Source organism: Acinetobacter lwoffii (assembly GCF_024129715.1).
Taxonomy (GTDB): domain Bacteria; phylum Pseudomonadota; class Gammaproteobacteria; order Pseudomonadales; family Moraxellaceae; genus Acinetobacter; species Acinetobacter lwoffii_U.
In genome coordinates this window covers 185,317-211,991 of sequence record NZ_JAMXXM010000002.1, presented here as the reverse complement: position 1 = coordinate 211,991, position 26,675 = coordinate 185,317, and the positions used below count along the sequence as shown (strand labels likewise).

Annotated in this window: 22 protein-coding genes and 2 pseudogenes; 15 read left to right on the top strand and 9 right to left on the bottom strand. The window is 42.5% G+C overall.

Annotated features, from left to right (window positions below; genetic code table 11):
• Positions 1 to 104: 104 nt before the first annotated feature.
• Positions 105 to 692, bottom strand: coding sequence for a flavin reductase family protein (locus NI462_RS02755; protein ID WP_253158971.1), 588 nt, complete (start codon positions 690 to 692; stop codon positions 105 to 107).
• A gap of 119 nt (positions 693 to 811) precedes the next feature.
• On the opposite strand from NI462_RS02755, the gene NI462_RS02750 reads away from it, so the two are divergent.
• Both NI462_RS02750 and NI462_RS02745 read left to right on the top strand, forming a co-directional pair.
• A complete protein-coding gene (locus NI462_RS02750; RefSeq protein WP_253158969.1) occupies positions 812 to 1,633 on the top strand; it encodes a PhzF family phenazine biosynthesis protein in 822 nt (273 codons plus the stop codon).
• Between the two features lie 143 nt (positions 1,634 to 1,776).
• A complete protein-coding gene (locus NI462_RS02745) occupies positions 1,777 to 4,548 on the top strand; it encodes a M16 family metallopeptidase (protein WP_253158967.1) in 2,772 nt (923 codons plus the stop codon).
• Positions 4,549 to 4,613: 65 nt separating this feature from the next.
• Here the strand turns inward: NI462_RS02745 and NI462_RS02740 are convergent, their stop codons facing one another.
• The 3 genes and pseudogenes from NI462_RS02740 to NI462_RS02730 form a co-directional block, all read right to left on the bottom strand.
• Positions 4,614 to 4,874 carry a hypothetical protein gene (locus NI462_RS02740; protein WP_159123777.1) on the bottom strand — a complete coding sequence of 87 codons (261 nt, stop codon included), beginning with the start codon at positions 4,872 to 4,874 and terminating at the stop codon, positions 4,614 to 4,616.
• A gap of 34 nt (positions 4,875 to 4,908) precedes the next feature.
• A pseudogene (locus NI462_RS02735) lies at positions 4,909 to 5,978 on the bottom strand (amidohydrolase family protein).
• Positions 5,979 to 6,096: 118 nt separating this feature from the next.
• Entirely contained in the window at positions 6,097 to 6,498 is a 402-nt protein-coding gene (locus NI462_RS02730; protein WP_004280011.1) for a DUF3144 domain-containing protein, read from the bottom strand.
• 112 nt (positions 6,499 to 6,610) lie between these two features.
• Here NI462_RS02730 and NI462_RS02725 point away from each other — a divergent pair, with 112 nt between their 5' ends.
• Complete coding sequence (locus tag NI462_RS02725; protein WP_044109688.1) at positions 6,611 to 7,243, top strand: hypothetical protein; 633 nt, start codon at positions 6,611 to 6,613, stop codon at positions 7,241 to 7,243.
• Positions 7,244 to 7,265: 22 nt separating this feature from the next.
• Here the strand turns inward: NI462_RS02725 and NI462_RS02720 are convergent, their stop codons facing one another.
• Both NI462_RS02720 and NI462_RS02715 read right to left on the bottom strand, forming a co-directional pair.
• Entirely contained in the window at positions 7,266 to 8,720 is a 1,455-nt protein-coding gene (locus tag NI462_RS02720) for a CYTH and CHAD domain-containing protein (protein WP_253158965.1), read from the bottom strand.
• A 139-nt stretch (positions 8,721 to 8,859) separates the two neighbouring features.
• On the bottom strand, positions 8,860 to 10,317 hold the full coding sequence (locus NI462_RS02715) for a CYTH domain-containing protein (RefSeq protein ID WP_253158963.1): 1,458 nt from the start codon (positions 10,315 to 10,317) through the stop codon (positions 8,860 to 8,862).
• A gap of 329 nt (positions 10,318 to 10,646) precedes the next feature.
• Here NI462_RS02715 and NI462_RS02710 point away from each other — a divergent pair, with 329 nt between their 5' ends.
• From NI462_RS02710 to NI462_RS02665, 10 genes and pseudogenes are all read left to right on the top strand, one after another.
• On the top strand, positions 10,647 to 11,030 hold the full coding sequence (locus tag NI462_RS02710; RefSeq protein ID WP_005104473.1) for an Mpo1-like protein: 384 nt from the start codon (positions 10,647 to 10,649) through the stop codon (positions 11,028 to 11,030).
• Positions 11,031 to 11,811: 781 nt separating this feature from the next.
• The gene (gene thiE / locus NI462_RS02705; protein ID WP_005107266.1) at positions 11,812 to 12,432 is read left to right on the top strand and encodes a thiamine phosphate synthase; all 621 of its coding nucleotides are present in this window, start codon (positions 11,812 to 11,814) and stop codon (positions 12,430 to 12,432) included.
• Between the two features lie 38 nt (positions 12,433 to 12,470).
• The gene (gene hemL / locus NI462_RS02700; RefSeq protein WP_253158961.1) at positions 12,471 to 13,772 is read left to right on the top strand and encodes a glutamate-1-semialdehyde 2,1-aminomutase; all 1,302 of its coding nucleotides are present in this window, start codon (positions 12,471 to 12,473) and stop codon (positions 13,770 to 13,772) included.
• A 148-nt stretch (positions 13,773 to 13,920) separates the two neighbouring features.
• Positions 13,921 to 14,338: pseudogene (locus NI462_RS02695) on the top strand (GlcG/HbpS family heme-binding protein).
• Positions 14,339 to 14,628: 290 nt separating this feature from the next.
• Positions 14,629 to 15,459, top strand: coding sequence for a hypothetical protein (locus NI462_RS02690; RefSeq protein WP_253158959.1), 831 nt, complete (start codon positions 14,629 to 14,631; stop codon positions 15,457 to 15,459).
• Positions 15,460 to 15,697: 238 nt separating this feature from the next.
• The gene (locus NI462_RS02685) at positions 15,698 to 16,405 is read left to right on the top strand and encodes a phosphopantetheine-binding protein (RefSeq protein ID WP_253158957.1); all 708 of its coding nucleotides are present in this window, start codon (positions 15,698 to 15,700) and stop codon (positions 16,403 to 16,405) included.
• A gap of 133 nt (positions 16,406 to 16,538) precedes the next feature.
• Complete coding sequence (locus NI462_RS02680) at positions 16,539 to 17,183, top strand: RluA family pseudouridine synthase (protein WP_247144212.1); 645 nt, start codon at positions 16,539 to 16,541, stop codon at positions 17,181 to 17,183.
• Between the two features lie 143 nt (positions 17,184 to 17,326).
• Positions 17,327 to 20,164, top strand: coding sequence for an RNA polymerase-associated protein RapA (gene rapA, locus NI462_RS02675; RefSeq protein ID WP_253158955.1), 2,838 nt, complete (start codon positions 17,327 to 17,329; stop codon positions 20,162 to 20,164).
• 143 nt (positions 20,165 to 20,307) lie between these two features.
• Positions 20,308 to 20,574 carry a PAAR domain-containing protein gene (locus tag NI462_RS02670; protein ID WP_180000871.1) on the top strand — a complete coding sequence of 89 codons (267 nt, stop codon included), beginning with the start codon at positions 20,308 to 20,310 and terminating at the stop codon, positions 20,572 to 20,574.
• 135 nt (positions 20,575 to 20,709) lie between these two features.
• Complete coding sequence (locus NI462_RS02665; RefSeq protein WP_253158953.1) at positions 20,710 to 21,510, top strand: alpha/beta fold hydrolase; 801 nt, start codon at positions 20,710 to 20,712, stop codon at positions 21,508 to 21,510.
• Between the two features lie 63 nt (positions 21,511 to 21,573).
• On the opposite strand, the gene fabR is transcribed toward NI462_RS02665, so the two are convergent.
• On the bottom strand, positions 21,574 to 22,254 hold the full coding sequence (gene fabR / locus NI462_RS02660) for an HTH-type transcriptional repressor FabR (protein WP_004729898.1): 681 nt from the start codon (positions 22,252 to 22,254) through the stop codon (positions 21,574 to 21,576).
• 152 nt (positions 22,255 to 22,406) lie between these two features.
• Between fabR and NI462_RS02655 the strand changes: the two genes are divergently transcribed.
• Positions 22,407 to 23,471, top strand: a complete 1,065-nt coding sequence (locus NI462_RS02655; protein ID WP_253159060.1) for a flavin reductase family protein — start codon at positions 22,407 to 22,409, stop codon at positions 23,469 to 23,471.
• 14 nt (positions 23,472 to 23,485) lie between these two features.
• Entirely contained in the window at positions 23,486 to 24,580 is a 1,095-nt protein-coding gene (locus tag NI462_RS02650; protein ID WP_253158951.1) for a fatty acid desaturase family protein, read from the top strand.
• A 193-nt stretch (positions 24,581 to 24,773) separates the two neighbouring features.
• Here NI462_RS02650 and NI462_RS02645 read toward each other — a convergent pair whose 3' ends face one another.
• Both NI462_RS02645 and NI462_RS02640 read right to left on the bottom strand, forming a co-directional pair.
• Positions 24,774 to 25,427 carry an HAD-IB family hydrolase gene (locus NI462_RS02645; RefSeq protein WP_004729896.1) on the bottom strand — a complete coding sequence of 218 codons (654 nt, stop codon included), beginning with the start codon at positions 25,425 to 25,427 and terminating at the stop codon, positions 24,774 to 24,776.
• On the bottom strand, positions 25,394 to 26,602 hold the full coding sequence (locus tag NI462_RS02640; protein WP_044109667.1) for a DUF1615 family protein: 1,209 nt from the start codon (positions 26,600 to 26,602) through the stop codon (positions 25,394 to 25,396). The genes NI462_RS02645 and NI462_RS02640 overlap by 34 nt, the downstream gene beginning before the upstream one ends.
• Between the last annotated feature and the right edge of the window lie 73 nt (positions 26,603 to 26,675).

The window sequence follows — 26,675 nt, the reverse complement described above, 5'->3', positions numbered from 1 at the left end:
AAATGAAGATTATAGATAAAGTAGCATAATTTCGGATACTCTGGTGCTGGTTGATATCGTCTGATCATCCGCGATTACTTTCATTTATTCCAAATTTGAAAAATTTATAATTCCGGATCATCAATGCTCACCGCATTGCCGATGGTGTAAAAATGCCCGCCGGCTACATGATGAATACTTTTCCACTCTTCATCCACTTCATGATAATGCCAGTGGCCGTCGCGGAAGACCCGATCATCGGCATAGGCTGCAATCACCTTGCCTATAAACAGGTCATGCATTTGCTGGTTATGCGGCTCAGGAATCAGCTCGCAGAGTATCCAGGCCGCACAGCCTTGTACTACAGGAATATCAGCATCAGGAAAATGAAATAGTTCTACTCCGGACTGTGCCAGTTTGTCCGGCACATCATGCAGGCTCTGCGTACCCAGACGATAGACCATATTCAGTTGTTTCAATGTTGGAATTTGCAGCGCGAAATAACCTGAATTTTCAATAATATTTCGGGTTTTGGTGCTTTTATCCAGAACCACAGTCACTTTTGCGGGGCTGAATTCCAATGCGCATCCCCAGGCTGCTGCCATAACATCTGTATCCTGCTGATCTTGAGCAGAAACCAGTATAGTAGGGCCATGGGTAATCAGACGATAAGCTTTTTCTAAGGGAACACTTTGAATATGGGAGTTTGTCATGCAACACCATTTGCTCTATTTATTTAATAGGCTAGATTAATGAGATCATTAACATATTCAAGTTCATTCTTGCAAAAAAGCTTTTAAACTAGAGATTGTTATATTCAGGAATTCAAAAAATGAGAATGTATCAGGTCGATGCGTTTACTACGGAGCTGTTTAAGGGCAATCCCGCAGCCGTAATTGTGCTGGAAGACTGGCTCGAAGATGGTCTGATGCAAAATATCGCCTTGGAAAATAATCTGTCTGAAACAGCTTTTGTTAAAGTCATCGATAGCGATAATTATGCCATCCGCTGGTTTACGCCAACTAAGGAAGTGGATTTTTGTGGTCATGCGACATTGGCCAGCAGCTTTGTGCTATTCAATCAATTTGATACGGGGAAAACGATTCATTTTCATGTAAAAGATTTGGGAATCTTTGTGGTCAGCCAGGATGCGGATGGCAAGATCAGAATGAATTTTCCAATCCGTCGTGCAGAGCCAGTTGCTGAATATCCTGAAGCTTTAAGACAGGCTTTGAGCAAACCGTTTAAACAGGTTTATCTGAATGCACAGGGCTATATTGTTGAATATGAATCGGTACAGGATGTGCTGGATGAAATGCCTGATTTTGAACTGTTAAAACAGTTGAATGGCAAGCGTACAGCCATTACTGCTCAGAATACCTATTTAGACGTCGCGATCACTTCACAAGATACCCAATACGATTGTATTTCACGTTATTTTGCACCGAGTAATGGAATCAATGAAGATCCGGTAACAGGTTCAATTCACACCGGAATTGCACCGCTGTGGGCCGAAAAACTGGGTAAAAATGAACTGGTCGCCTATCAGGCATCAGCGCGTGGTGGGGTGCTATATTGTGCCTTGCAAGATCAGGATCGAATTGAAATTTCCGGTTATGGAAAATTATATATGCAAGCCGAAATTTATCTTTAATTTTTTAATTACATAGAACTACATGTCGTCAGGTGAGGCGGCATGTTATTTTGATGGTCCGGCTTGGAATAGATTATTCAGAAAAAGAATCATTCTCTAAGATGGGCGCGAATAAAAATTTATATTTATAATTTGGATGAAGAATGTTGCTACGTTATAAAAATTTAAGTCTGGCGATTGTATTGTCTGGCTGTAGTGTACTAAGTTTTGCACAGCCTGTTTTGGTGAAAACGGAACAGAATATTGAAGAATACCGACTGGATAATGGACTGCGCATTATCCTGGCACCGAATGATAAAGAAAATAAAGTTTTTATGAATACGGTCTATCTGACCGGTTCCCTGAATGATCCTCAGGGCAAGGGCGGACTGGCCCATCTGCTGGAACATTTGGCCTTTAAAGGCACAGAAAATGTCAAAGGGGATGAATTCCAGCGTCGACTGGATCAATATACCTTGATGACTAATGCCAGTACTGACTATTACTCGACCAAATATACCAATGTGATCCGTCCTGAAAAAACTGCGCTCAGTGAAGTCATTTTTCTCGAAGCCGAACGCATGGACAAGCTGGTGCTTCAGGAAAAATATGTACCGACTGAAATTGATATTGTAAAACGCGAGCGTGAAATTCGTCTGGATCAGCCATTTTCAGTATTGATCGATCAGGTGTTTAAATCTGCTTATGGCAATCAGTATTTAGGCCGTTTGCCGATTGGTGACCTAAATGAGCTGCAATCAATCAATATGCAGGAACTAAACCATTTTTACCGTCAATGGTATGCACCGAATAATGCCTTTGTGGTCATTTCGGGCAAATTTGATAAGGCCGAAGTCTTAAAACAGCTGGATACGCATTTCAGTCCGATTCAATCCCGAAATGTACCAGCGCAAGTGAAAGTCCCAGCGCTTAAACCAGAGCAAATCAAACAGCGTGAATTTACAGTAAAGAAAGGCAGTGATCTGGCCAAGTTTAATCTTTATTTGAATCAATCCGAAGAAAGCATTAAAACGGCTTTGGCTGTTTCGCCAACGCTCTATACTTTGCAGCCAAGTGGATATCTCTATCAGAATATGGTGGAAACTGGGAAGTCAACAGCGGTGCAATCCAGTACCTGGCTGGATAAAGACTTTAATCTGGTGTTTATGGGAGCAATCTATGCTCCGAATCATCAGGCACAGGATATTGAAAAGGGGCTGATCCAAGGCGTAGAAAAGAGCCAGCCATTTACCGAAGCAGAATTAAACCGGGCTAAAAATCTGACCCGAAATCAGGCCGACAATATTAAAAATAGTGCGACTGCTTTAGGTTCACGTTTAAGTGATTATGCAGTGGCGTATTCGGGTGACTGGAGCCAGTATTTTAAAGATCTGAGCGCGATTCAAAACCTGAATGTGAATCAGGTCAATCAGGTCTATAAGAATTTTTTAAAACCTGAATACCGTATTTCTGGCAATATTTTACCTACCCCGGAAGATCAGAAAAAAGCGCAGGAACTAGCACAAACAGAAGCACCGGCAAAAACTCTGGATCAACAGACTGAAGCAGAAGAGCCACTGAAAGATGTCAGTGTTTATCAGGCTGAAGTGAAGCAATATGTCCAGGAATCCAAACAGTATTTGTACAGTAAAGACAAACAGATTCAGCGTGGCAAGTTGAAAAATGGCATTAAATACGCGTTGTTTCCGACGACTACCCGCGATGACAAGGTTTATGCCACAATTTCACTGGATTTTGGTACTGCACAAAGCCTGATGAATAAAGGCGAGATTCTGGATCTGACCGCTTATTTAATGTTGCGCTCATCGAAAACTCAAAGCTTGCAGCAGATTGCCGATAAAATTATTGAAGTAGGTGGTTCGGCAACTGCCGGTGCATCCGGCAATGGCCTGACCTTGCAGATCAGCGCCAAAAAAGAAAAGTTTGAGGAGTTTTTCCAGTATGTGGTTGATGTGCTGAAAACGCCGGCATTTGAGCAAAGTCAGTTTGATTTAATCAAGGGGCAGACTTTATCCAGTCTGGATCGCCCTTATACTGAACCAGATACCGTGTCGAGCTTGACGATGGCTCGAACGATCGAGATTTATCAGCCTGGCGATCTGCGTTTTCATTTCGAGCCGGAATTGGCCAAAAAACAGTATCAGAAAGCGACTCGCGAACAGGTTATGGCACTGTATCAGCAGTTTTTAAAAACCCAGCATGCGCAAATCGCGGTTACGGGCGAATTTAATCCGAAATCGATGCAAAATGTACTGAAAAACAGTTTTTCAGACTGGAAAGCTGCACAGCCTTATGAGCGTCTAAAATCGGAATATCGAAGCTACCCAGCCCAGAAAATTCATGCTTTGTCTGAGCAGCGTGAATTCGGGAGTTATCAGGCATTTATGAGCATGCCGGTCGGTGCTGATCATGCCGATGCACCTGCATTACAGGTATTTCGATATATTCTGGGTGATTCACAGCTGTCGTCACGACTGGCACAAGAGTTACGCGAGAAAAATGCACTAGTCTATGGTTTTAGTGCAGATGTGCAACTCGATGAATGGGCAGATGTGGGTGCAATGATGATTAGTGCCAATTATACGGCTGGAAAATCCGCACAGGTTTCTCAGGCAGTGCATAAGGTACTCAATGAACTGCTGACACGTGGCGTGACTGAACAGGAAGTCGAAGCGGCAAAAGCCAGTATCTTGAAACAGCGTTTAACTGCACTCGAAGATGATCGCCGTATTCACACTATGTTGGTTCCACAGCTGGAAAAAGACCGTAATCTGGTTTACCGGGAAAAACGTGATCAGGCGATTGCTCAACTGAGCAAAGCCGATATTGATGCCATGATCAAAAAATACATCAAGCCGGACCAGCTGGTTGAAGTGATGGCTGATCAGTATGGTAAGCAAGTTAAAACATCATAGTGTTGATAAAAAAATCCCCTCAAATGAGGGGGTTTTTTTATTTACCATATTATTAAAAGCCCAATTTAAGTAACTTTTCTGGTGAACAGGATTCCACCTAAAACACCAGATAATACAGCGCAGGGCAAGCTCCACCAGAAAGTGGCAAAGAGAAAAAGGAAAATACCACCTGATACCAAGATTGATCCTAAAGCGATATCTTTATTAAAGGGTAAGTGGATCATATGTTGGTAATAGTAGGATGCGATTCCACTAAAACAGATCACCAAGCAAGTATATAAAAGCTTTTCTGACAAGGGACTAGCGATCATTTCTTCCCAGAGCATATGTATTTTCCTCCTTTTTTAAGGATCCAGACTCTTATTCTTCTAATTTATAAAACGCTTTAGCATTTTCATAAAAAATCGACTTTAAGGCATTTTCATTGTAGTCCTGCACAATATCGCTAAAGGCATCAATAATGTTGGTGAGTGAGCTACTGACACTGTCCATTGGAAAGTTGGATGCAAACATCACGCGCCCAGAACCAAAACAGTCTAAAGTATGCTGGATCACGGGTGCGGCACGTTCCACTAATTCCTGTTTACTTGCCAGCCGTTTCTGCGTGTGAAAATCATGTCCAAGACTGGCATAAACAGACCAGACATTTTGGTCGATACATTTTTGCATTCGGCCAGTTTTGCCAACTGATCTTTCCAGTCTGCAAATATCTGGGTGCGATCTTGTTCGGTCTTGCCTGTAGCTTTGCCCACTTTGCCAAATAAACCTGCGGGCGTACCCAGATGATCCAGCACAATAGGGGTGTTTGGAAAGGCTTTGGCCAGCGCAGTAACATCCGCAATCTGGGTAGAGTACACCCAGGCATCAAAGCTTAAATCTTGCCTGGCCAGTTCTTCAAAGCCCTTCAGGAAATCTGTGTTGCGATAGAGATGCGGTTCATCGGTCCAGGCATGAATCCCTTTATCTGGATGTACTGCAGCCATTTTACGGATGCCCCGAAACTTGGGAGAAGCTTCGCGATGCAATTGAATCAACTGTTTAAAATTTTTCTGCCGCGGATCCGCCGTGGCGACAATTCCACCCAATTGGATAGTGTGCTGATCAAAAGGAAGCCCAGCGATAAAACGGGTTTCATTTACCACACCCGTACCTTTATGGTCATGCCAGCTGGCTTCAACATGCACAATCTGCTCTATTTCATAATGTCCTGCATCTTTCTTGTAATTTGCAGGCAGATAAGGTGCAGCCAGGTGCTGTGTCAGGCCAATGGTCTCAATGACGTCTCTGGGTTTCAACAGTCGAACCATTCTGTCTAGTAATTTGGGATGATTGCCGAACAGCTTTACCGCTAGCGCTGCCGCATGTGGGGTATTGTACGGATCCCATTGGTGGATATGAGGGTCAATGATCGGGAAGGGAAGTTGCTGCATGCTATGCCTTGTTTTTGTTTATTTATTATTCAATTTATATAGTGCTTAAATCACTTTAAAGTCAATATGATAAATGACAGCAAATAAAAAAAGCCCCGCGGGGCTTTTCGTATTTTAATCAATGATCATGCTTGTGATCATGGTTATGCTTGTTGGCATGAAACTCTTCATTGTGACGGAAACGTAAATAGTTTTCGAACTGTTCACAGTATTCATCATAGTTATCTTCCAGCATCATTTGAAATTGCTGCAAGATATAAGACATGACCTGATCTTTGGCATCGCGCATTTCATTCCCATCTTTAAAGTTATTCGCTGCCACCCAGGTATTGAAACGGGCAGTACCAAATAACATCGCCGCACTGACTTGACCGCGCTTATCGCTCGGTTTTTCCTGTGAGCCTTTTTCTACGCGACAAAACTCGTTGGCTTGTTGAATAAATTCATCAGCACGTTCAAAGAATGCCGCATTTAACGCTTCTTCTTCGGTTACATCGGTTGCTTCAATCTTTTGAACCATGAATTTGTTCCTAACACTAAAATCTCAATCGTTAATTATAGGCAAAGCCTTGCAGAAACTAAACCTTTGCCTTAATCTAAAAAAATAGCCTAAGCATATAAAAGTGAATGCCATGCAGGATGCGATTGCAGTACAAAGCCTAAAAAGTGATATTGCCTTATTGCGCCAGAATATTTGGCCACCGGCAAATCTAGCCAATGTTGAAGGCTTGCCGATTTATTATGGCAGCCAGTCACAGGTAGATGAATACTATAGCCAGTGGCTCGGGCTGATTGAAAGGGCACAGGATCTGTTTCAGCCTTTTATGGAAGATGAAATCTTGGATGCGATCCATCTGCCGAGTCATTTAAACTTGCCGCTGTTTTATTTTCATGTTGACCGGATTCGCATTAATAAAACCCGCGCCAAGGAATCCAAAACTTTTCGTGGGGTCGCCAGCCTGATCGAAAAATGCGGCCAGTTCGAACCCGAGCAGATTGCAGCCATGCGGCAGTGGCTCGAGAGTGACGATACTGCAGCTTTGGTGGCACACCGTGAATTTGTGGATTTACGCACTTATGTGTTTCAGCATGGCCAGAGCGAATATACGCGCACCCGTTTTTATGTGAATGGGATTGTGCTGAGTGTTGAGCCACATTTTGAACTGGTCGATGCACGCGATAAGCCACGCAAGCAACGCAGCGACAGTTATAACGATCCTCTGGCAGACAATAATATCTGGAAAGTATTCGGCAAATATCGCTAGCACAGTTTGACCAAGCCCGGTCTTACCAGAAGGGCTTGGTATTTTCTGCAAACTGCTGTAAACGCTCTGCTGCTTCGTTCGAAAAACGCTGCTGTTCCGCACTTATCCAGCCTAGCACAAACCAGGCCTTGGCCTGTTGTTTGACATAAGGTCTAAATAATTCGTCCGCAACAAATAGGTCGTTATAATGCCCGAGACTTTCCTGCAAGGGTTTTAAGGCTTTTAGATAGGCTTTAACCTCTTTTTCAGGAAACAGGCTTTGCAAGAATTCTACGTTATAGCGTAAGCGTTTGACCCGTTTGCGTGTCCGATGCCGGGATTCAATATCCAGTTCTTGATAGTTCTCGGCATCCTGACAGATTTGCTGGTGCAGCTTGCTCAGGCCTTTACACAAAATCTTATGTGAAGACTTGGCTTTGTTATCCGTTTTTTCTTGGCTAAAGCTGAACAGTTGCAGCATTAGTTCTACGGTAGCAGGACTTCTGAACAGCACACTGATATCTGGCTGTTTTTGTCGGTGTGGGGGTAATTTCAGTAAGGGGGAACCTGCTTTTTCCAGTTGTGGAATCAGGCTTTCTGCCAGGGCATCGCGATCTCGGGTAGAACCCAGTTGCTGAAAAATATCCCGCAGCTGTTCCGGCCATTCTGGCTGTACATGTTCAGTCACGGACTGGAAAATTTTAAAAGCACTGCGCAAACGCCGAATCGCAACACGTGCCTGATGCACATGATCACTATTATAATTTTCGGCAGCAATCGCCGTCGCATTTGGGAAAAGATGAGCCAGACAGTTGGCGACAATTTTTTGTAAAATCGTACTGATCTGATCTTTCTGTTCAAGCACTAAGGGAAGCTGATGCTGAACTGGCAGACTCTCTTCATCATGTAATAAGGCATAACCGCGTTCCGATTTGCTCCGTGTATCCAGCCACAAAGCATAACGCTGAACCCAGGGCTGAATGAAATCAATCAATTCACTCAGCTGGCCGGATTTAAGCTCAAATTCGACTTCATAAATATCGATGGCTTGATCATTGTGTCGAATTTCTCCGACATCAAAGGCAATTTCAATCTGGCTGTCCAGATGACTTTCTGTGAGGACATACCGTACGACATCTGTTTCAAATTGCAGGATGAGTGGTGTCTCCAGATCACCGAGCGCCTGTTTCAGGATTTTTTTGGCCGGTTTATGTTTGCGATATAACTGAAAATCACAATGTTCCGGAGGACTTTTTAATTCATGCTCAAGTTCAAAACGTTCAAATTGTTGTTCAGTCGCTGCTTTCAGGGTTTGAATCCATTGCTGGTCTTCCAGACGTTGTCGCAGGGCAATCTGATGTTGTTGTAATTGTTGCGCTTGAGTATCAAAGTAGCGTGCACACAGGCGATGCCGAGTCGGCTGAAGTTTCTGAATATCCTGTTCAAATTGCACACGAGACTGTGGCGGAATCTGGAATTTGAGTTCTATTTCTGCCATCGGGTTATTCCTCCGCGATGTTGGTTTTACAGATTAATATAGCCCAAAGATCGGCAGGGGTGTGATGTGCTTCTGCAACAAAAAGCACGCCATAGAAGGCGTGCTTTAAGTATTTCTCGTGATATTTATTTCAATATTTTTATTTCAGGAATTTACGGCTGACCAGGAACTGTTCGGTCGCTTCAAGCAGTTTCTGCGCATAGACTTCCTGCTTGGCGGTCAGCCAACCCAGCACAAACCAGTCACTTGCTTCCAGTTCGGTCTGCTGAATATAAACTGCAGAAGAGGCCAAAGTTTGATATTCAATGGCTGCCAGTTGTGCATCATTCAGCGCTTTGCTGTATTTCTGTAAATTCTTGACGTCATAGATTGTGGTTAAAATCGGAAAGCTGAATTTGAGTTCCTGAATCCGGCCCGACAATTGATCCAGACTTTCAAAATCAGTGATATCCGCCTGGTTCATTTGTTCCTGCAAGGCTTTATATTGCTGTTGCAAGGTAGTTTGCGCAGCAATTTTCAGATCCAGCGAGGCATGCTCATTTTCATTTAAACTGAACATCAGCAATTCCAGATAATGATGCACATTTTGGGTGGATTTGACCAGATTGCCCAGTTTCTCCTGCGCATACAGAATATCTTTGCTCAGATTTTCTGCCGTGGTTGGATTTTGCAGGAAGCCCGCCAGGCTATTTTGCATATGCTGCAAATGTTGCAGATGTTCAAATTGCTGCTTAAAGGCCGCCAGCTGATGTGCCCATTTGTCCGAAAGCTGTGGATGCCAGTCTTTGAACAGCAGCAAGGTCAGATATAAATGATCTAGTGCCAGTCGTGCCTGATCAATATGTTCCTGCTCTGCAACCTGAGCTGCAATCGCCGCAATATTTGGCAATAAATGCTGCATCTGCTGCGCAATCAGACTGCACATGGTTTTACTGGCGCTATCTTTTTTGCTGATCTGAAATTCTTTGCTGAGGGGCGTAGGACTGACGCGCTGTGAAGTGGCCAATAAATTGCCTATTTCGGCCTTGCTACGTACATCGAGCCAGAGCTGGTATTTCTTGACCCATTCAAAACTAAAGGCCAGCAGATGTTGAATTGAACCATTTTTAAGCTCGAACTCGACTTCATGTACTTCTTGTTCGGCATCCTGTGTGCGGATAAGCCCAATATCCAGGCTGACTTCGATCTGGGTATCTTTATAGTCAATTACCCTTAACGTACGGGCAATATCGGTTTCAAACTGGAGTTGTAGCTGATCGAACTGATTGCCGAGCGCATTGCTGAGAATTGCCCCGGCTTCTGGAAATTTTTTATAAATATCTAAATCCAGTTCAGGAGATGCGGTTAATTTCCCTAGATCATGATTATGTTCAAAGCGTTCGATATGGCTTTTTCCGGCCGCTTTTAGCGTTTGCACCCAACGTGTACCTTCCAGACGCTGACGCAGTGCCACCCCATGCCGGGCCAGTTGGCGGTCGGCAGTATCATAATATTTGGCTTGAAGCTGGATCTGTTGAGACTTTTTCGGATCAAGTGCCTTGAGCAGCGCAGTGCGTCGTGCCACAGGAATTTGGAACTTGAGTTCAACTTCAACCATGATGATCATCCTATCTGTTCAGTGCAATTAAGTACTGAATCTTCACTTGAATAAGGTTTTAAAATGAGGCGGACAGCAGCCGCAATTATATTTTTAGATTTGTGCGCAGCAGATTGTAACCAAAATCAAAATGCATGTAAGACTTGACTGAGCATAAAAAGCTTAAACAGAAGTTTGAAACTTAGATTTCATCGGTTCATTTTAGGCTAAAACGATCGGATTCAGGCCTTCACGGGGATGTGCAAGATGCATTGAAGCGCGCATCAAAAGGCTGTTATTTGGCTAAAATATACGCTAAGGTAAAACAAAAAACGTCAGGATGATGACAGATGAATGTACAAGTACAACCAGAAAGTAAGAATGAGGTGATGGTTCAGCCCCAGATGCCGATTAAGAACTATCATGAATTTTATCGCTTCTATTTGACTGAGCATCGGCATATTATTAGCCGCCGTCTGCACGTGGCCGGCAGTAGCATCGGTTTATACTGTTTTGCCAAAGCCATTCGTCAAGGCAAGCCGCGATATTTTGCATATGGTTTACTCTCGGGCTATGCCTGTGCCTGGGTCGGTCATTTTATCTTTGAGCGCAATAAACCAGCCAGCTTCAAACAGCCTGTATATAGCTTTATCTCGGACTGGCGCATGTTTGCCGATGTCCTGCGTGGTAATATCAGTCTGATCGACCTTAAATACGATAAAATTTCCAGTTAAGCCAGAATGACTTTTATCGGAATGTGCCCACTTAAAGCATGAAATTTCGATAAAAGCCTTGCAAGTCTAGAATTATTATTCTAATAATTAGGTTATTGCCGATTTAGTTTTTTGATCAACCATTATATTTTAATTAATACATCAGTTTTCCAAGCCTGGAGCGACCTTCTCCGGGCTTTTTTTATGCCTGTTTGCTACCAATAAATGTTCAAGATTTTGCTCATGCTATTGTGTAAATATTCATAGAAGAATTCATGTGGATTTGTGCTGAAAGTAAAAGATCCTTTCTGGCTTTGAAACGTTTCCCCACAAACGAATGACTCAAAACCAGAAAGGATCGGGTATTACAAACACAGGTATTTATTTTTCTGTTTATTTTCTGTGTCTAAGGCTATTTAAGACGCTTCGTGCCGATTGGGCTATCCCTGAAAATGGGTATTTTTAATATTAATTAATTTGAGTACGCTTGAGCCAGGCACGAAAAAAGACAAAAAAATCGCTCTTAGAATTTTGCAACTTCTCCACCAAGTTATCTGCAAAATCCTAAAAGCGTTTGTCGGAGGGCGTAAGCATTAACACGTTATAATTATTGTTATAAGGCCATTAAAACGCAGATTTGAAAGTCCGTATATCCCTGAAAATGGTGATATTTACGATTTAATTGATAAATTGTGCTAAAAAACTGCAAATCTGTTGCTACCTGGTCTCAGAAACAGCAAGATGGCGGCAATTAAACCGAGTTATGCCTATAATAGAGCCATCCTAGCAAGTGGCGAGCAAGATGCGCGGTTTATATTTAATTACCAATGATGATCCATTAGAGCTTTTATTGGCGAAGTTGGAAGGTGCAATGGCCAATGGTGGTGTTGCGGTCTTGCAATATCGCCGTAAAAAAGTGGCGAAAGAAGATCAAATTTACGAAATCGAGTACATGAAAGCCATGTGTGCTGAATATGGCGTACCTTTCGTGATTAACGATGATCTGGAAATGGCGGTTAAATACGGCGTGGGTGTGCATTTAGGCCAGGATGATGGTTCGATTGTCGACGCTGTTGCGCGTTTGCCTAAAGGCGTGTTGATTGGCCGTAGCTGTAATAACTCACTTGAGCTGGCTAAACAGGCCATTGCCGATGGTGCGAATTATGTGGCATTTGGAGCAATTTATGCGACTGATAGTAAACCTGAAGCGGGTAATATTGGTCTTGAAACCTTAAAACTGGCCAAAGAAAAATTGAACGTGCCTCTCTGTGCCATTGGTGGTTTAACGGTTGAAAATTCAAAGGATGTCATTGAGTCAGGTGCGGATTATTGCGCGGTGATTAGTGATATATTGGGACTTCCTATGAATGCCATTCCTGAACGTTTAGATGAATGGTCTGCGCTTTTTCAAGCTACAGCATAAAATTTTTTGATTGATTTAATTTTGAGTCGAGTGCCTTCATGAGCTTATCTCCAAAGCAAGAACAATTGTTCAAACAAGCCAATAAACATATCCCGGGTGGCGTCAACTCACCTGTGCGCGCATTTAATAGTGTCGGTGGGACGCCGGTCTTTATCGAAAAAGCCCAAGGTGCGTATCTTTATGATGTCGATGGCAAACGTTATGTGGACTATGTGGGTTCATGGGGGCCGATGATTTTGGGTCATGCGCATCCTGCGATTATTAAAGCAGTTCAGGATGCTGCGGTCGATGGTTTGAGTTTTGGTGCGCCTACAGTCCATGAAACTACGCTTGCAGATATTATTTGCGAGATCATGCCATCGATTGAACTAGTGCGTATGACCAACTCGGGTACAGAAGCAACCATGACCGCGATTCGTTTAGCACGTGGTTATACTGGCCGTGACAAGATTGTAAAATTTGAAGGCTGTTATCACGGTCACTCGGATTCATTATTGGTAAAAGCCGGTTCAGGTTTATTGACCAGTGGTGAAGGGGAAGCGACGTCTGCAGGTGTGCCGGCGGATTTTGCAAAACATACGCTGACACTTCCATATAACGACATCGCGACTTTAAAAGAATGCTTTGCCAAATTCGGTTCAGAAATTGCCGGCGTGATTGTTGAGCCAGTCGCAGGCAACATGAACCTTGTGAAACCGATTGATGGTTTCCTGCAAGCGATTCGTGATGTCTGTGATGAGCATGGTTCAGTGTTTATCATTGATGAAGTAATGACCGGTTTCCGTGTCGGTCTTGGCGGTGCGCAAGCACATTATGGCGTTACTCCGGATTTAACCACTTTAGGTAAAATCATCGGTGCAGGCTTACCAGTGGGTGCTTTCGGTGGTAAACGTGAAGTGATGGAATGCATCGCGCCATTGGGTAAAGTGTATCAAGCAGGTACGCTATCAGGTAACCCATTGGCAATGCGTGCCGGTATCGAGATGTTCAAACATCTCCGTGCTGAAGGTTTCTATGAGAAATTGTCTGCACAACTTGAGAAACTGCTGGTTGGCTTACAAGCTGCTGCGGATGAAGCAGGCATTCCATTCAAGACACAACAGGTCGGTGGCATGTTTGGTCTGTACTTTACCGATCAGGAAGACATCACGAGCTTCGATTCGATGTTGAAGTGTGATGTCGATGCTTTCCGTAAATTCTTCCATGGCATGTTAAATCGTGGCGTGAACCTTGCGCCATCTGCTTTTGAAGCAGGATTTATTTCAGCTGCGCATTCTGATGAAGATATTGCTTTCACTATTCAGGCTGCAAAAGAAACTTTTGCTGAGATGAAAGCGTAATTTATACCTCTCCCAAACCCTCTCCTTAAAGGAGAGGGCTTTCATCTATCGAATAGAAATGAAAATTTAAAGACTTCTTACTGTATTCTTGCGCCATATAGGGCTCAGGCTTAGGGAAAATTACATTTAAAATTAGGGATATTTATTCATGCAAACCAAACATTATTTGACTTTAAGTGATGCTGAATTTTTATTAGATCAAGCCCATCAATATGCCATTCAGAACAGTTTTAATGTCAGTATTGCTGTAGTAGATGAAACAGGTAATTTGCTTACGATGAAGCGTATGGATGGTGCAGCCCCAATGACTGCAAATCTGGCCGTCGAAAAAAGCCAAATGTTCTGCCATGAGTCGCCATCCATCTAAACTGTTTGAAGATATTATCAAAGGCGGACAGATGGGTTTTTTGACCATGGAAAGTTTCTCAGGAATGCTGGAAGGTGGTGAACCGATTATGTATCAAGGGCAGCTTGTCGGTGCGATGGGTGTGTCGGGTGTGAAGTCGTTTGAAGATGCGGAGATTGCACGGGTAGCGATTGAGAAGTTTTTGGCGCAGCAAAGCTAATCTAAAATAGAAATTGATCAGCTCAATTTAATAAAATCATCCAAAGATGTTCCAAAATGAAGCGTGGAATGTGAAATGTCAGCTAAAAAGCCCAATCGCTAATGATTGGGCTTTTTACACCAATATAAGAGTTTGTTTTAAAATGAAATTTACAGAGGGTTTCATATAACATGTATTATATTAATTTTAGGAAAACTTAATTTTCAAATGCGACAGAAGCAGTCATCGCTCGTAGACACTCGCTCAATTCTTATCTATAACTATAAAAAAATGATTTTGAAGGAATTTTTATGAACGTAGCTTTAGTAAATTTACAAATGGTATGTGTTCATGTTGTGAACAGCTACTCTAAATCTGAGACAGGTTTCGGCTCTTACAAAATTCCAGATATTAGGTGCTCAAAACCCTTAATTTATAATGTTAAAAAAAACGATCAATTGGTTTTTTTACAGAGAATGTTAGATTTAAAAATTGATAATAAAGAGATCAATTTATCGCTTCCTAATGAGATCGGACTATCATTGAATATATTTACTAAAGCTAGAGATGAAGCTGAAAATCTACTAGAAAAACTTAAAAAAGATATGGAAAAGAATAAAGATTTTTATAGTGAAAATGTCTCGTTATTTTATGACTATATTGAACAAATACAAATAGCATCTGTTTTTTCTTATAAAGCAGTTGAAGCATTTTGCAACGCCACAATCCCTAATGACTTCGTTTATAAAAAAACAAACTCAAAAGGTATTCAAGAAGTCTATGAAATTTCTCAAATTGAAAAATGGATACCAACTTCAGAAAAACTCACTGAAATTATTCCAAATATTTTGAACTGTGAATCACCTAAGCAAATCAAGTATTGGTCAATGTTTAAAGAATTAGAAACCCTTAGAAATGAAATTATTCATTCAAAAAAGAAAAATAGCATTGAAAATACAAAAAAAATGTTATCAAATAACGTATTAGATATTCTTAATTCAAGCATTTATATTCTTAACCACTTTATTCAAAACGATATATCGAATGAGGTTTTTCCATTAGGTTTTTTAGATAAGAAGTGGCGAATTTATGAAATTGATGACCCGAAGAAAATTTTTGAGTGGACTCATTGGGCAGAGTGATTTTTAGTGCCTCAGATACTCCTCTTTTGCTTATTTTAGTTTTAGCATTTAGTCCTTATTTGGCTAAATCACCCTATTTTTAGGATAGTCGCGTTAATCAACTCTAGGCATATTTAATATAATGGCGATTATACGAAATTAGAACAATAATCATCTGTGAAATCAAAGTGTTTTTCAAATAATGCTAAACTAAAATAGCATGAATCATCATGCTATTTTGTATTTATAAGAGCCTCCCATGCTGTACTCTATGCCCAAAAAAATCCAACTTGCTCCATCCCAAGCTAAATGGCAGCTGTCCTCAACACAATCTGTTTTGGTTTTAGTTGGATTGCAAAACTTGCGTATGCAACAGGGCATACAAGAGAGTGGACTCATGGTGAATTTGATTCAACTAACCAATAAAGCCAAAGCGCTGGATATTCCGATTGTTGATTTGTACGGTGATGATTTGATGCAAGGCATGCAGCAATTGGGAGAATATGCGTCAACGCATCCGCAGCTGATTTTTGCCGGGCAGGTTACACCGATGCTGAAACAGATTTTGCCGCATCTGATGAGTGTGACGGATCAAATCGGTGTGGTCGATGATGCAATTTTATTATCAAATCAAGATCAGCATATTCAGTGGATTGAAAATATTTCGGCACAGGGGATACATCACTTAAATACCTATAGCCTGACCCGCTTATGGGATTTAAGCGCATCTTCCGAATATGTATTGTCGGCCAAAGGCATTATGTTGGCTGTCGCAGAACAGCTGGATATGGATGCTTTGGAAATTAATCCCTATGTCGACTTAAAAAATTATGGTCTGGATTCGGTAGCGGTGGTGAGTCTAGTCAGTATATGGCGTGCACATGGTGCCAATATCCGTTATGAAGATGTGCTAAAACATCCGTCTTTGCACGAATTGGCAAGCTTCATTTTAAAATCCTCAGGTTGATGCACTGCGATTGAGCAATTTTATGCGCTAAATCGGAAATTTCATCGTCATTTACATAAATGCGCATTGTAATTATTGGCTAAGCTTTCTATCATTGCCGCCTTGTTTTTCACGATCAGCCTGGGATTGAACTTTGAGTAATTTTCTAACCGAACATCTGATACATCGTGATGACGATTTCATGGTCATCCACAAACCTGCAGGTTTACTCACAGTTCCCGGTAAAACAGAAGACTTACAAGATTGCCTGATCAACCGTCTGGTCAAATTAGAACCCAAAACTTTACTGATTCATCGACTGGATCGCGATACATCCGGTATTTTGGCCTTTGGTCTGAGCAAATGGGGACAAAAAACCATTTCCCGCCAGTTTCAGGAACGCCAGACTGATAAAACCTATCAGGCTGTGGTTGCAGGTACACTCGAAGGTGAAGGCACTATTGAAGTGCCAGTGGTGTATGATCCAAGCCGTCCGCCTTTACATATCGCAGATCCCACACATCATAAGCCGGCCATCACGCATTGGCAGGCGATTGAACATTTTAATATTCAGGGACAGCCTGTGACCCGGGTGAAACTGATCCCAATTACCGGCCGTTCACATCAGCTACGGGTGCATATGCAATATCTCGGACATCCGATTATTGGCGATACCTTATATGCGACATCCGAACAGCAACAGCTCAGCTCGCGTTTATGTTTACACGCGGAACGTTTGAGTTTTTATCATCCTCAAACAGAGCAGTTAGTCGAATTTTATTGTCCGGCGCCGTTCTAGGAAATACTTCTTTAATCGGCGTGAATTATGCTCACTTTTTAGTGGGCTTTATGTCAAAATACATTGCTTGAAGGTGTGGAATTTTGCTCCAATGACGTTTCGTGATTGAGCCTAATATTCATAATCTTGTACTTAAGATAAAGGTGGAAAAATTGCAGCAATTTGCTATTGGTCAACGTTGGTTATCAGATACTGAAACAGAACTCGGTTTAGGCGTTCTTATTGATGTTGATGAGCGGTCGGTCAGCATTTTATTCCCGAAAAGCGATGAAACCCGCGTCTATGCACGCAGCAATGCACCCTTATCTCGTATCGTATTTAATGTGAAAGATGAATTACAGGATCAGGAAGGGACCAAGTGGATTGTAGAATCCGTTGAAGACCGCAATGGCGTGGTACGTTATCACGTCGTTCGTACCTTGGAAGATGGAACTGAAGAACGTAAATCGCTGAATGAAACCCGTATTGGTGCAACCATCCAATTGTCTAAGCCTTTAGACCGTTTATTGGCCAGTCAGGTTGATTATAAAGAATGGTATGACCTGCGTATTGAAGCGTTGCTAATGCAGGCCAACATGCAAAGCAGTCCACTGCGTGGTCTAGTGGGTTCACGTGTAGGCCTGATTCCACATCAATTGTATATTGCTCATGAAGTCGGTCAGCGTTTTGCACCGCGTGTGTTACTGGCGGATGAAGTAGGTCTGGGCAAAACCATCGAAGCTGGTCTGATTATCCATCAACAGCTGAAAACCGGCCGTTCTGAACGTATTCTGATTTTAGTACCGGATTCGCTGCAATATCAGTGGATGATTGAGATGCGCCGTCGTTTCAATCTTGAGTTCTCGCTGTTTGACTTGACCCGTACTGCATCGATCAAAGAACATGATCCTGAACAAAACCCGTTCTTGACCGAACAAAAAATTATTGCCTCTGTCGATTTGATGGTCGACCATGAAGATCTGCGTGAACAGGCACTTGAAGCCGGTTTCGACCTGCTGGTGGTCGATGAAGCACATCATTTGATGTGGAGCGAAGAAGATGGCGGTAATGACCGTTATGATCTGGTCGAAGAGCTTGCTGAACATACGCCGGGCGTGTTGTTATTGACAGCGACACCTGAACAGCTCGGTGTAGAAAGTCACTTTGCACGCCTACGTTTGCTTGATCCGCAGCGTTTTAACTCGCTGGATCGTTTCCTCGATGAAGAAGCGCAATATCAGCATACGGCTAAAATTGCAGAAGTGTTGATGTCAGACATGCCGCTAGAAGCTGAGCATCTTACTGCGATTGAGGCCTTGTTAGGTCATCCGATTGCAGATCATCCTGAACAGCGTTTCCGTGCCATTCATGAACTTTTAGACCGTCATGGTACAGGCCGTATCCTGTTCCGTAATACGCGTGAAGCGATTCAAGGTTTCCCGGGTCGTGACTGTCAGCCAGCGCCATTGCCAGCACCAGAACACTGGTCTAAAGATGGTAAATTACGTGAGCAAATGTGGCCTGAAGAAGCTCAGCTAGATGGCTCGTGGATGGAAGCCGATCCACGCGTGATGTGGCTGATGGAGCGTTTGCGTACCGATTTAAAACACAAGAAAGTCTTACTGATTGCGCGTAGCGGGCCAGTGGTTGAGGCGTTGGAAAATGTACTGCGTTTACATGCCGGTATTCGTACGGCGATGTTCCATGAAGGCATGAGCTTGTTAGAACGTGACCAGGCCGCAGCTTATTTTGCTGAAGATTCGTATGGCGCGCAGATTCTTCTTTGTTCGGAAATCGGTTCAGAAGGACGTAACTTCCAGTTTGCCTCTGATCTGATTCTGTTTGACCTACCTGCGAACCCGGACGTGTTGGAACAGCGTATTGGTCGTCTGGATCGTATCGGTCAGGAAAACCGCATTCAGATTCATGTGCCTTATCTGGTGGGAACTGCACAAGAACGTATGTTCCGCTGGTATAACGAAGCGCTGAATATCTTCAGCAATATTTCTCCAGCTGCACAAACCTTGCAAGAAAATTTTATTGTTCGCTTGAAAGACTGTCTATTGGCAGACAAAGGTCAAGAGTTTGAAGACCTGCTGGAAGAAGTTAGCGTGCAACGTGAAGCGCTGGAAGCTGAATTGCAGGAAGGTCGAGACCGTTTGCTTGAGTACAACTCTTGCCGTCCGGTGGTGGCACAGGAAATTGTCAACGCGCTTGAAGATTATGATGACAATACCACTTTGCCGATTTTCATGAAGCGCTTTATGGCGTCCACAAATATCGACTTTGACGAGCAAAGTAACGGTACAGTGATCATCAAGCCCACCGATCAAATGCAGGTTCAAGGTTTGACGCTGGATGAAGAGGGAATTACAGCGACCTTCTATCGTGATCAGGCGCAAATCCGTGAAGATGCGCAATACCTGACGCTTGAACATCCATTCACTGAAAGCGTGATGGAAATAATTAATACTCAGGGCTTTGGTAGTACCAATGTTGCAGTGCTAAAATCTGCGGCGTTGCCACAAGGTTCGGTATTGCTAGAAGTCTGGTTCAAGGTCGATGTGGTGGCTCCGAAAGCATTGAACTTGCCATCTAGCCTGCCGCAACAGTTAATCCGTGTCTTGCTCAGTGAAAAAGGCCAGGATCTTTCCCAGAAGATTGCACCAGAAATCCTGAAGCCTTATCTACATCATTTGGATGGCAATAGCTGTCGTCAGGTGGTGAAAGCACGTCGTGATGTGATTGAAGCGCGTTATCAGCAGGCACTTGAACTGGCACGCAGTGCTTTGCCGGGCTTCAAGCAGCAAGCCAAAGAAGTCTATGGCAATAAATGGCAATATGAAATTGATCGCCTGACCTATCTGAAACAGTTCAACCCAAGTATCCGTGAAGATGAAATTGCACGTTTACAGAAATTGCAGAAAGAAGGTTTAAGCTTACTGGATGGTCTATCGGTAACACCGGAAGCGATTCAGGTGATGGTTGTCGTTAAGCCTTAAGCTTTAAATCATTAAAAAATGCAGCTTTCGGGCTGCTTTTTTTATGGGCAAAATCCAGTTTTATTATTTTTTGTCGGAGAATGCTGGCCTGTTATTTTACTCCTGTTTAAAATCAGCCTACTGAATAATAAGAATGAAAAATCATGTCAAAAGCATTGATTACCCTTGGCACAAAGACCAATCATGGCGGCATGGTGACTAAATGTGAACCCTCTTTTTTGATCAATGGTATTGCCGTACATTTAAATGGCATGAAGCATTATTGTCCCAAATGCCAGACCATGGTCACCGCAATTTCCAGCAATTTGTCTATTAGTGTCAAAGGACGGGCAGTGGTCATCGCGGGGGATAAGGCCAGTTGCGGGGCGATTTTTCTACCGATGCAACATTTAACTGTATCGCAGAAATAAACCTTAAATTCTGAAGGAATACAGAGAAATGACTTTGAGGTCATTGTTTGAGCATTTTTGCACTGCCGAATCAAGGAATAGATCAGTAAGCTCATTCGATGATTTCAGGATGAATACGCGCTGCGTTTAAAAATAATGAAGCAAGCCCTACATTTTACCCATGCCAATGGTATTCCTGCGGCAACTTATCAAAAGTTTCTGGACTGTTTCCAGCAAGACTATGAGGTCAAAGCGATTCCCTTGATCGGCATGAACCCGCAATATCCAATTACGCGAGACTGGCGTTATCTGGTCGATGAAGTAATTGCAGATATCGAGCAGCAGTTTCCTCAGCAGCAAGTGATTGGCTTAGGACATTCCTTTGGTGGTCTGGTGACCCTGATGGCGGCGTATCGACGTCCCGAACTATTTTCCAAACTGGTCATTATGGATCCACCATTTGTGATTGGAAAAAATAGCGCCATGTTTGAACTGATTAAAAAGCTGAATCTGAAAAGTGTTGACCGCTATACGCCCGCAGGAATTACGCTAAAACGCAAAGATCATTGGTCATCGAAACAGGACGCTATTGAAGCACTCCGGTTTAACCGCTTATTTAAAAATTTCGATGAGCAGTGTTTTGCTGATTATATCGAGAGCGGCATTCAGCCAGAACCTGAACGTGGTGGGGTGACGTTAACTATTCCAAAACAGATAGAAGCGGAAATCTTCCGGACTGTGCCAGCCTGGTGGTGGAGAACGCCACGCCGACCGCCTGAAGTGCCAATTCATCTGATGACTGCTGAGCAGAGCCAGTTTTATCAGCAGGGTTTGCCACAAGGTATGCAGAAGATTTATCGGATTAATTATTCTGTGGTTGAGGGCGGGCATATGTTCCCGCTTGAGTATCCGGAGGCCACTGCAAAGGCGGTCAAAGCCCAACTTGTACTTTTGTAATTATCATAAAAAAAGAGACGTTGATTGCGTCTCTTTTTATACTACTTCATGCAAATCGGAAAATTAACGTAGCTGAGAATCTTCCAGATGACGTGCACCTTCCAGAATCATCCGGATCATGATCATGGTCTGTTCGGCAATTTCTTTGCGGTCTTCGGCAGGCATATCAATCACATTGGCGCCCATGTTGAAGACCAGTTGGGTAATGGCTTTGGCGGCAATATCCGGATGAAATAACTTCTTGTTGTTTAGGCGTTCTAGACGAATCAAATCATCCTGAAGTTCTTGCTGAAAATAATTTAACTGGCGTTCTACCGCCTGTTTATAAGACTTGGAGCCAGTATAGCCTTCACGTAATAACAGGCTCAGATTGCCTTCATCGGCATCCAGCTGGGCAATAAAAACTTCCACAGAACTGCGGATGATGCTGTTCTGGCGAGAAGCTTGCAGACGTGCTTCATGCAAAATCTGACGCAATACAATTCCGGCACGATCAATCAGCTCAATGGCCAGTTCATCAATATCCTTAAAATGACGATAGAAGCTGTTCGGTGCAATACCAGCTTCACGCGCGACTTCACGTAGACTTAAAGAGGAAATACTTTTTTGTGGCCCAATCAGATTCAACGCAGCCTGAAACAGTTCTTCCTTGGTAATGGTGGCCTTGCGACCGACACTCCGTACGATAATCGGCTCATCAATGCTTTTCGATTGTAATAAAGATGCGTCACTGCTTATTTTCATTGAAGGCTCGTTCATCGATAGGTTCATGCATGAATCATTTTATTATAACCGAGCCAGTCAAGCTTGTGAAATGATTAGAAACAATACAGTTGTATATACAAATATATATACATGTGTATAATAATTAAAAACCCAAGGTGATGTCACAAACGATGCATGTACTGCAAAAACTTAAAATGCCATTGAATGCACTGTCTGATAGTGTAGTTGATCAGCATGCAATTAATTTCTGGATTCAGAAACTCAATCCTGTATGGTCGTTGAATCAGCCATTAGGCAAGATCGTGCATATAGAAAATGCAGCACAGGATATGCTGAGTCTGAAAATTCAAGTGAATCGCTTATTTAAGTTTGGTGAAGCAGGGCAGCATCATCCGGTCTATGTGGTGGTAAACGGCATCCGTTATGAACGTAGCTATAGTTTGACCCGTGTAGATGCGCAACATGTTTTATTGACCGTGAAAAAAGTCAATGCCGGTAAAGTCAGTACCTGGTTGGCAGAACAGGCACAAGTAGGTGATGTGATCGAATTTGGTCAGCCTTATGGTGATATGACCTTGCCTGTGCAGACGAGTCTATTGATCTTGCTTGCAGCAGGGAGTGGTATTACCCCAATGCTCAGTATGCTGGAAAGCTTGAGCAAAAAAGGTGAACTATCTGCACCGGTTACTCTCTGGTACTGGGTTAAAAAAGATCAGGATGCCGCATTTAAAGCACGGTTTGGAGAACTTGCTCAGAAACATGCAAATTTCTCATTTCATGTGTATGCCACTCAAGAACAGCCAGCTGCTGCGCGTCTGGATGAAACCTATCTGACCGATCTGCAAAATCTGGAAAATAGCATCGTATATTGCTGTGGTCCTTCAGGTTTTGTATCCAAAGCAGAACAGCTTTTTGCTCAGGCAAAACAGTTTAAAGGTGAAGCCTTCAGCATGAGCTTGGCGGATCAATCGGATACCGGCTTTATTAATGTCACCCTGACCCAGTCGAAAAAAATTGTCAGCATTCCAAAAGGCCAGTCCATTTTGGTGAGCCTGGAACAGCAAAATATTAAACCGACACATGGTTGCCGTATGGGCATTTGTAATAAATGTGCCTGCAATAAAGTAGAAGGTTCGACCAAGAATTTGGTCAATGGTGCGCAAAATACCGAACCCGGCAACCTGCTCAAAATTTGTATTAACTCAGCGCAGACTGACCTTGTCATCGACTTATAAGCGAGTTTTATCCTATGAATATGCCAGTAAAATTACAGTATTTTAAAAATCCTAAAAACCGTGAATTAACCCAGTTTGAACTTGATGAACTTGCACGTGAACTTGATGCGATTAAGCAAGAAGTGTTAGATAATCTAGGTGAGAAAGACGCCAAATATATCCGCCGTGTCTATTCAACTATTCGTTATTCGTCGATTGCCGGTCGCGCCTTATTGTTTGCAGGCTGGTTCCCGCCAGCATGGTTATTGGGTACAGGCTTATTAGGCTTTGCCAAAATTATGGAAAATATGGAACTGGGTCATAATGTCATGCATGGTCAGTATGACTGGATGAATGATCCTAAACTCAATGGTCAGACTTATGAATGGGATATTGTAGGGACTTCAGACAACTGGCGTCAAACCCATAACTTTAAGCATCATACTTATACCAATATTAAGGGTATGGATGATGATATCGGTTATGGTCTATTACGCTTGTTCCCGGAACAGCGCTGGAAACCGGGTTATTTACTACAACCAATTTATGCAGTGCCATTCTGTTTATTGTTCCAGTGGGGTGTTGCGATTCAGAATCTTGAATTGGGTAAATACTTCAAAGGCCGTAAAAGCAAAGAGCAGACCAAAGAAGAATGGCGTCCAATGCAGAGCAAAATCGGTAAACAGCTGTTTAAAGATTATGTATTCTTCCCACTCATCGCAGGTCCTGCGGCTTTACCTGTTTTGACCGGCAATATGGTGGCCAATGGTCTGCGTAATATCTGGACCTTTAGTATTATTTTCTGTGGCCACTTTACCAAAGATGTAGAAGTATTCCCGAAATCGGTACTGCAAAATGAAAGTCGTGGTCACTGGTATATGCGTCAGATCCGTGGTTCATCCAACCTGACCGGTTCTGAAGCGTTTCATATCTTGACGGGTCATTTAAGTCATCAGATTGAACATCATTTGTATCCTGATGTACCTGCACGTCGCTATCGTCAAATGGCACCGAAAGTTCAGGCTGTTTGTGAAAAATATGGTTTGAACTATAACAATGCCAGCTTGGTAAAACAATACGGTAGTGTGATCAAACGTATTGTGAAATATGCATTTCCGTTTAAGAAATAATTTTTCTTAAAGCTAAAAAAACCACTTCAAATGAAGTGGTTTTTTTAGCTAGGAGGCGAATACTTCAGGAAGTAAAAATCCTGATTACGAAGCTATTTAAGATGATTTCAAGGCATAAAGTAAAAAAGTTAATCTGCCATTTATAGCGTTGTCTAAAGGTGTTTAGTAGGTTAACCCGATAGAATGGAAAGGACTAATATGGCATCGAATGAGCTGAAATATTAATTTTTGGAAGCTGTTGATCTTGACCCTCAAAATAGCTTTGCTGCGCCAGACTGAGCATTTCTATATCTTCCTTGCTATTCCCATAAGCATAAATTTCAGCATAATTATCCAGATTATATTTTTCTAGAATTCTAATTTTCTTTTGTGTGTTACTACAGTCAGGAGTTTGATAAAACCCTGTCAATTTCCCAGCTTTGATTTCAACTTCGCTACAGATTAAATCGATATTTAAATAGCTGCAGACCGGTTTAAGATACAAATCCAATGAGGCTGATACCAGCACGACTTCATGTCCTAATTGTTGATGCTGTTTAAGTTGTTCTAATAATTTCGGATTCAACTTGAATATTAGTTGTTGTGCATAATCCTGAGCTAATTGCAGAATTTCCTCTGCATCACTGTTTTTAAACATGCTGGCATACAATTTGGGTCGCATGCGGTGTGCCGGATAGAAATTTAAATAATAGGCCTGTATCCATGGCAAAATTTGCATGCCGCGTTTCACAATATGCCGTTTTCTTAAGGCATGGAAAATGAACCCGGTAAAGCTATCATGTAGATACAGGGTTCCATCAAAATCAAATAAGGCTAGAGTTTTAGATTTTTGATTTTGCGCATGCATGTTTGATATCGACCATCGACGCGGGTAGCAAACCAGTTAGTATTATAATCACGACTTAATTTTGGTCCGGAAATGACCACTTCAGGCATAATGGCATAGATAGGATCTTTACCCGTTTTTTCCTGATAAAGCTTGCTGACACCACGATAAGTCATCGTATCTTCAAAGTCTTTATCTTTTTCTTTCTTTAAATCAGCTCGGATTTGACGTTCAGTGATAATAAAATTATTTTTGGCAAAAACACTGATTAACTCACGCTCAGATTGACTCTTCTGCGAACGGATCGCGCCATCTTTAGTATAGAGCAATAAGTCGCCATCCAGATCAAGTTCGGCTTCAGTTAAATCATTTAACATGCTCTGAAAAGCGGCATTTCGACTGGAATACATGCCCGAGTTATAGTCCGCAAAACGATAAATTGGCTTGTCATAATCCGCCGGATACATCATCAGGCGATGAATCCCATAATACAGACCGCCATATTGACTGTAGAGATCGGTACGTAACTCTGCGATATTGCCGCCTTGGCGTTTATGTTCTTTCGCATAGCTAATATGTACCTGCATTGAACCCAAGGTGGTAATTGGATTCATTTTCTCGCCAATATTCTGGCCGACCAGTTTGGCAGCACCAGTCAGGGCGCTAACATGATAATGCTTTGACATATAATCAAATATTTCACGATATAATTCGTCGAGTTCACGTTCGGTTTTGACCCGGCGCATCTGGCTTAAGTAGTTGTCTTCAGGACTCGGATGGTTCTTGAGAACTTCCTGGAAATATCCTGCAACTGTGCCGCCAATTGCTTGACCAAGCTTATCTTTGAATTTTTCATCAAGGCGACCTTGGACTTCCTTAACCGCCTTTTCACCCAAACCCGGAACAGTAGGATCTGCAACAAAGTTAGATTCCTGATCAACCACTGCCACAATCGTACAAACATTTTCCTTGGTTTGAGGAATGCCGAGCTGTTCGGTAATATCGTAAATATCTTGTGCCCAGGACTCACGTTGATTCACCCGACCAGGAATGGCTTTACGAATATGTTCAACTTCAAGTGTCGGTTCATCATCTTTTGACCACCATGAACCATTGCCACAGCCGGCAAGACCCAGGGAAAGTGCAAGTACAGACAATGACTTAAAAGAAAAACAAGAAGCGAAAGTTTTATTCATGGTGTCGTAAATTAATTGAAAAGATGAGCGAATAAGGCAGATGCAGTATACTATGCCCATCAAAAAAGTGATG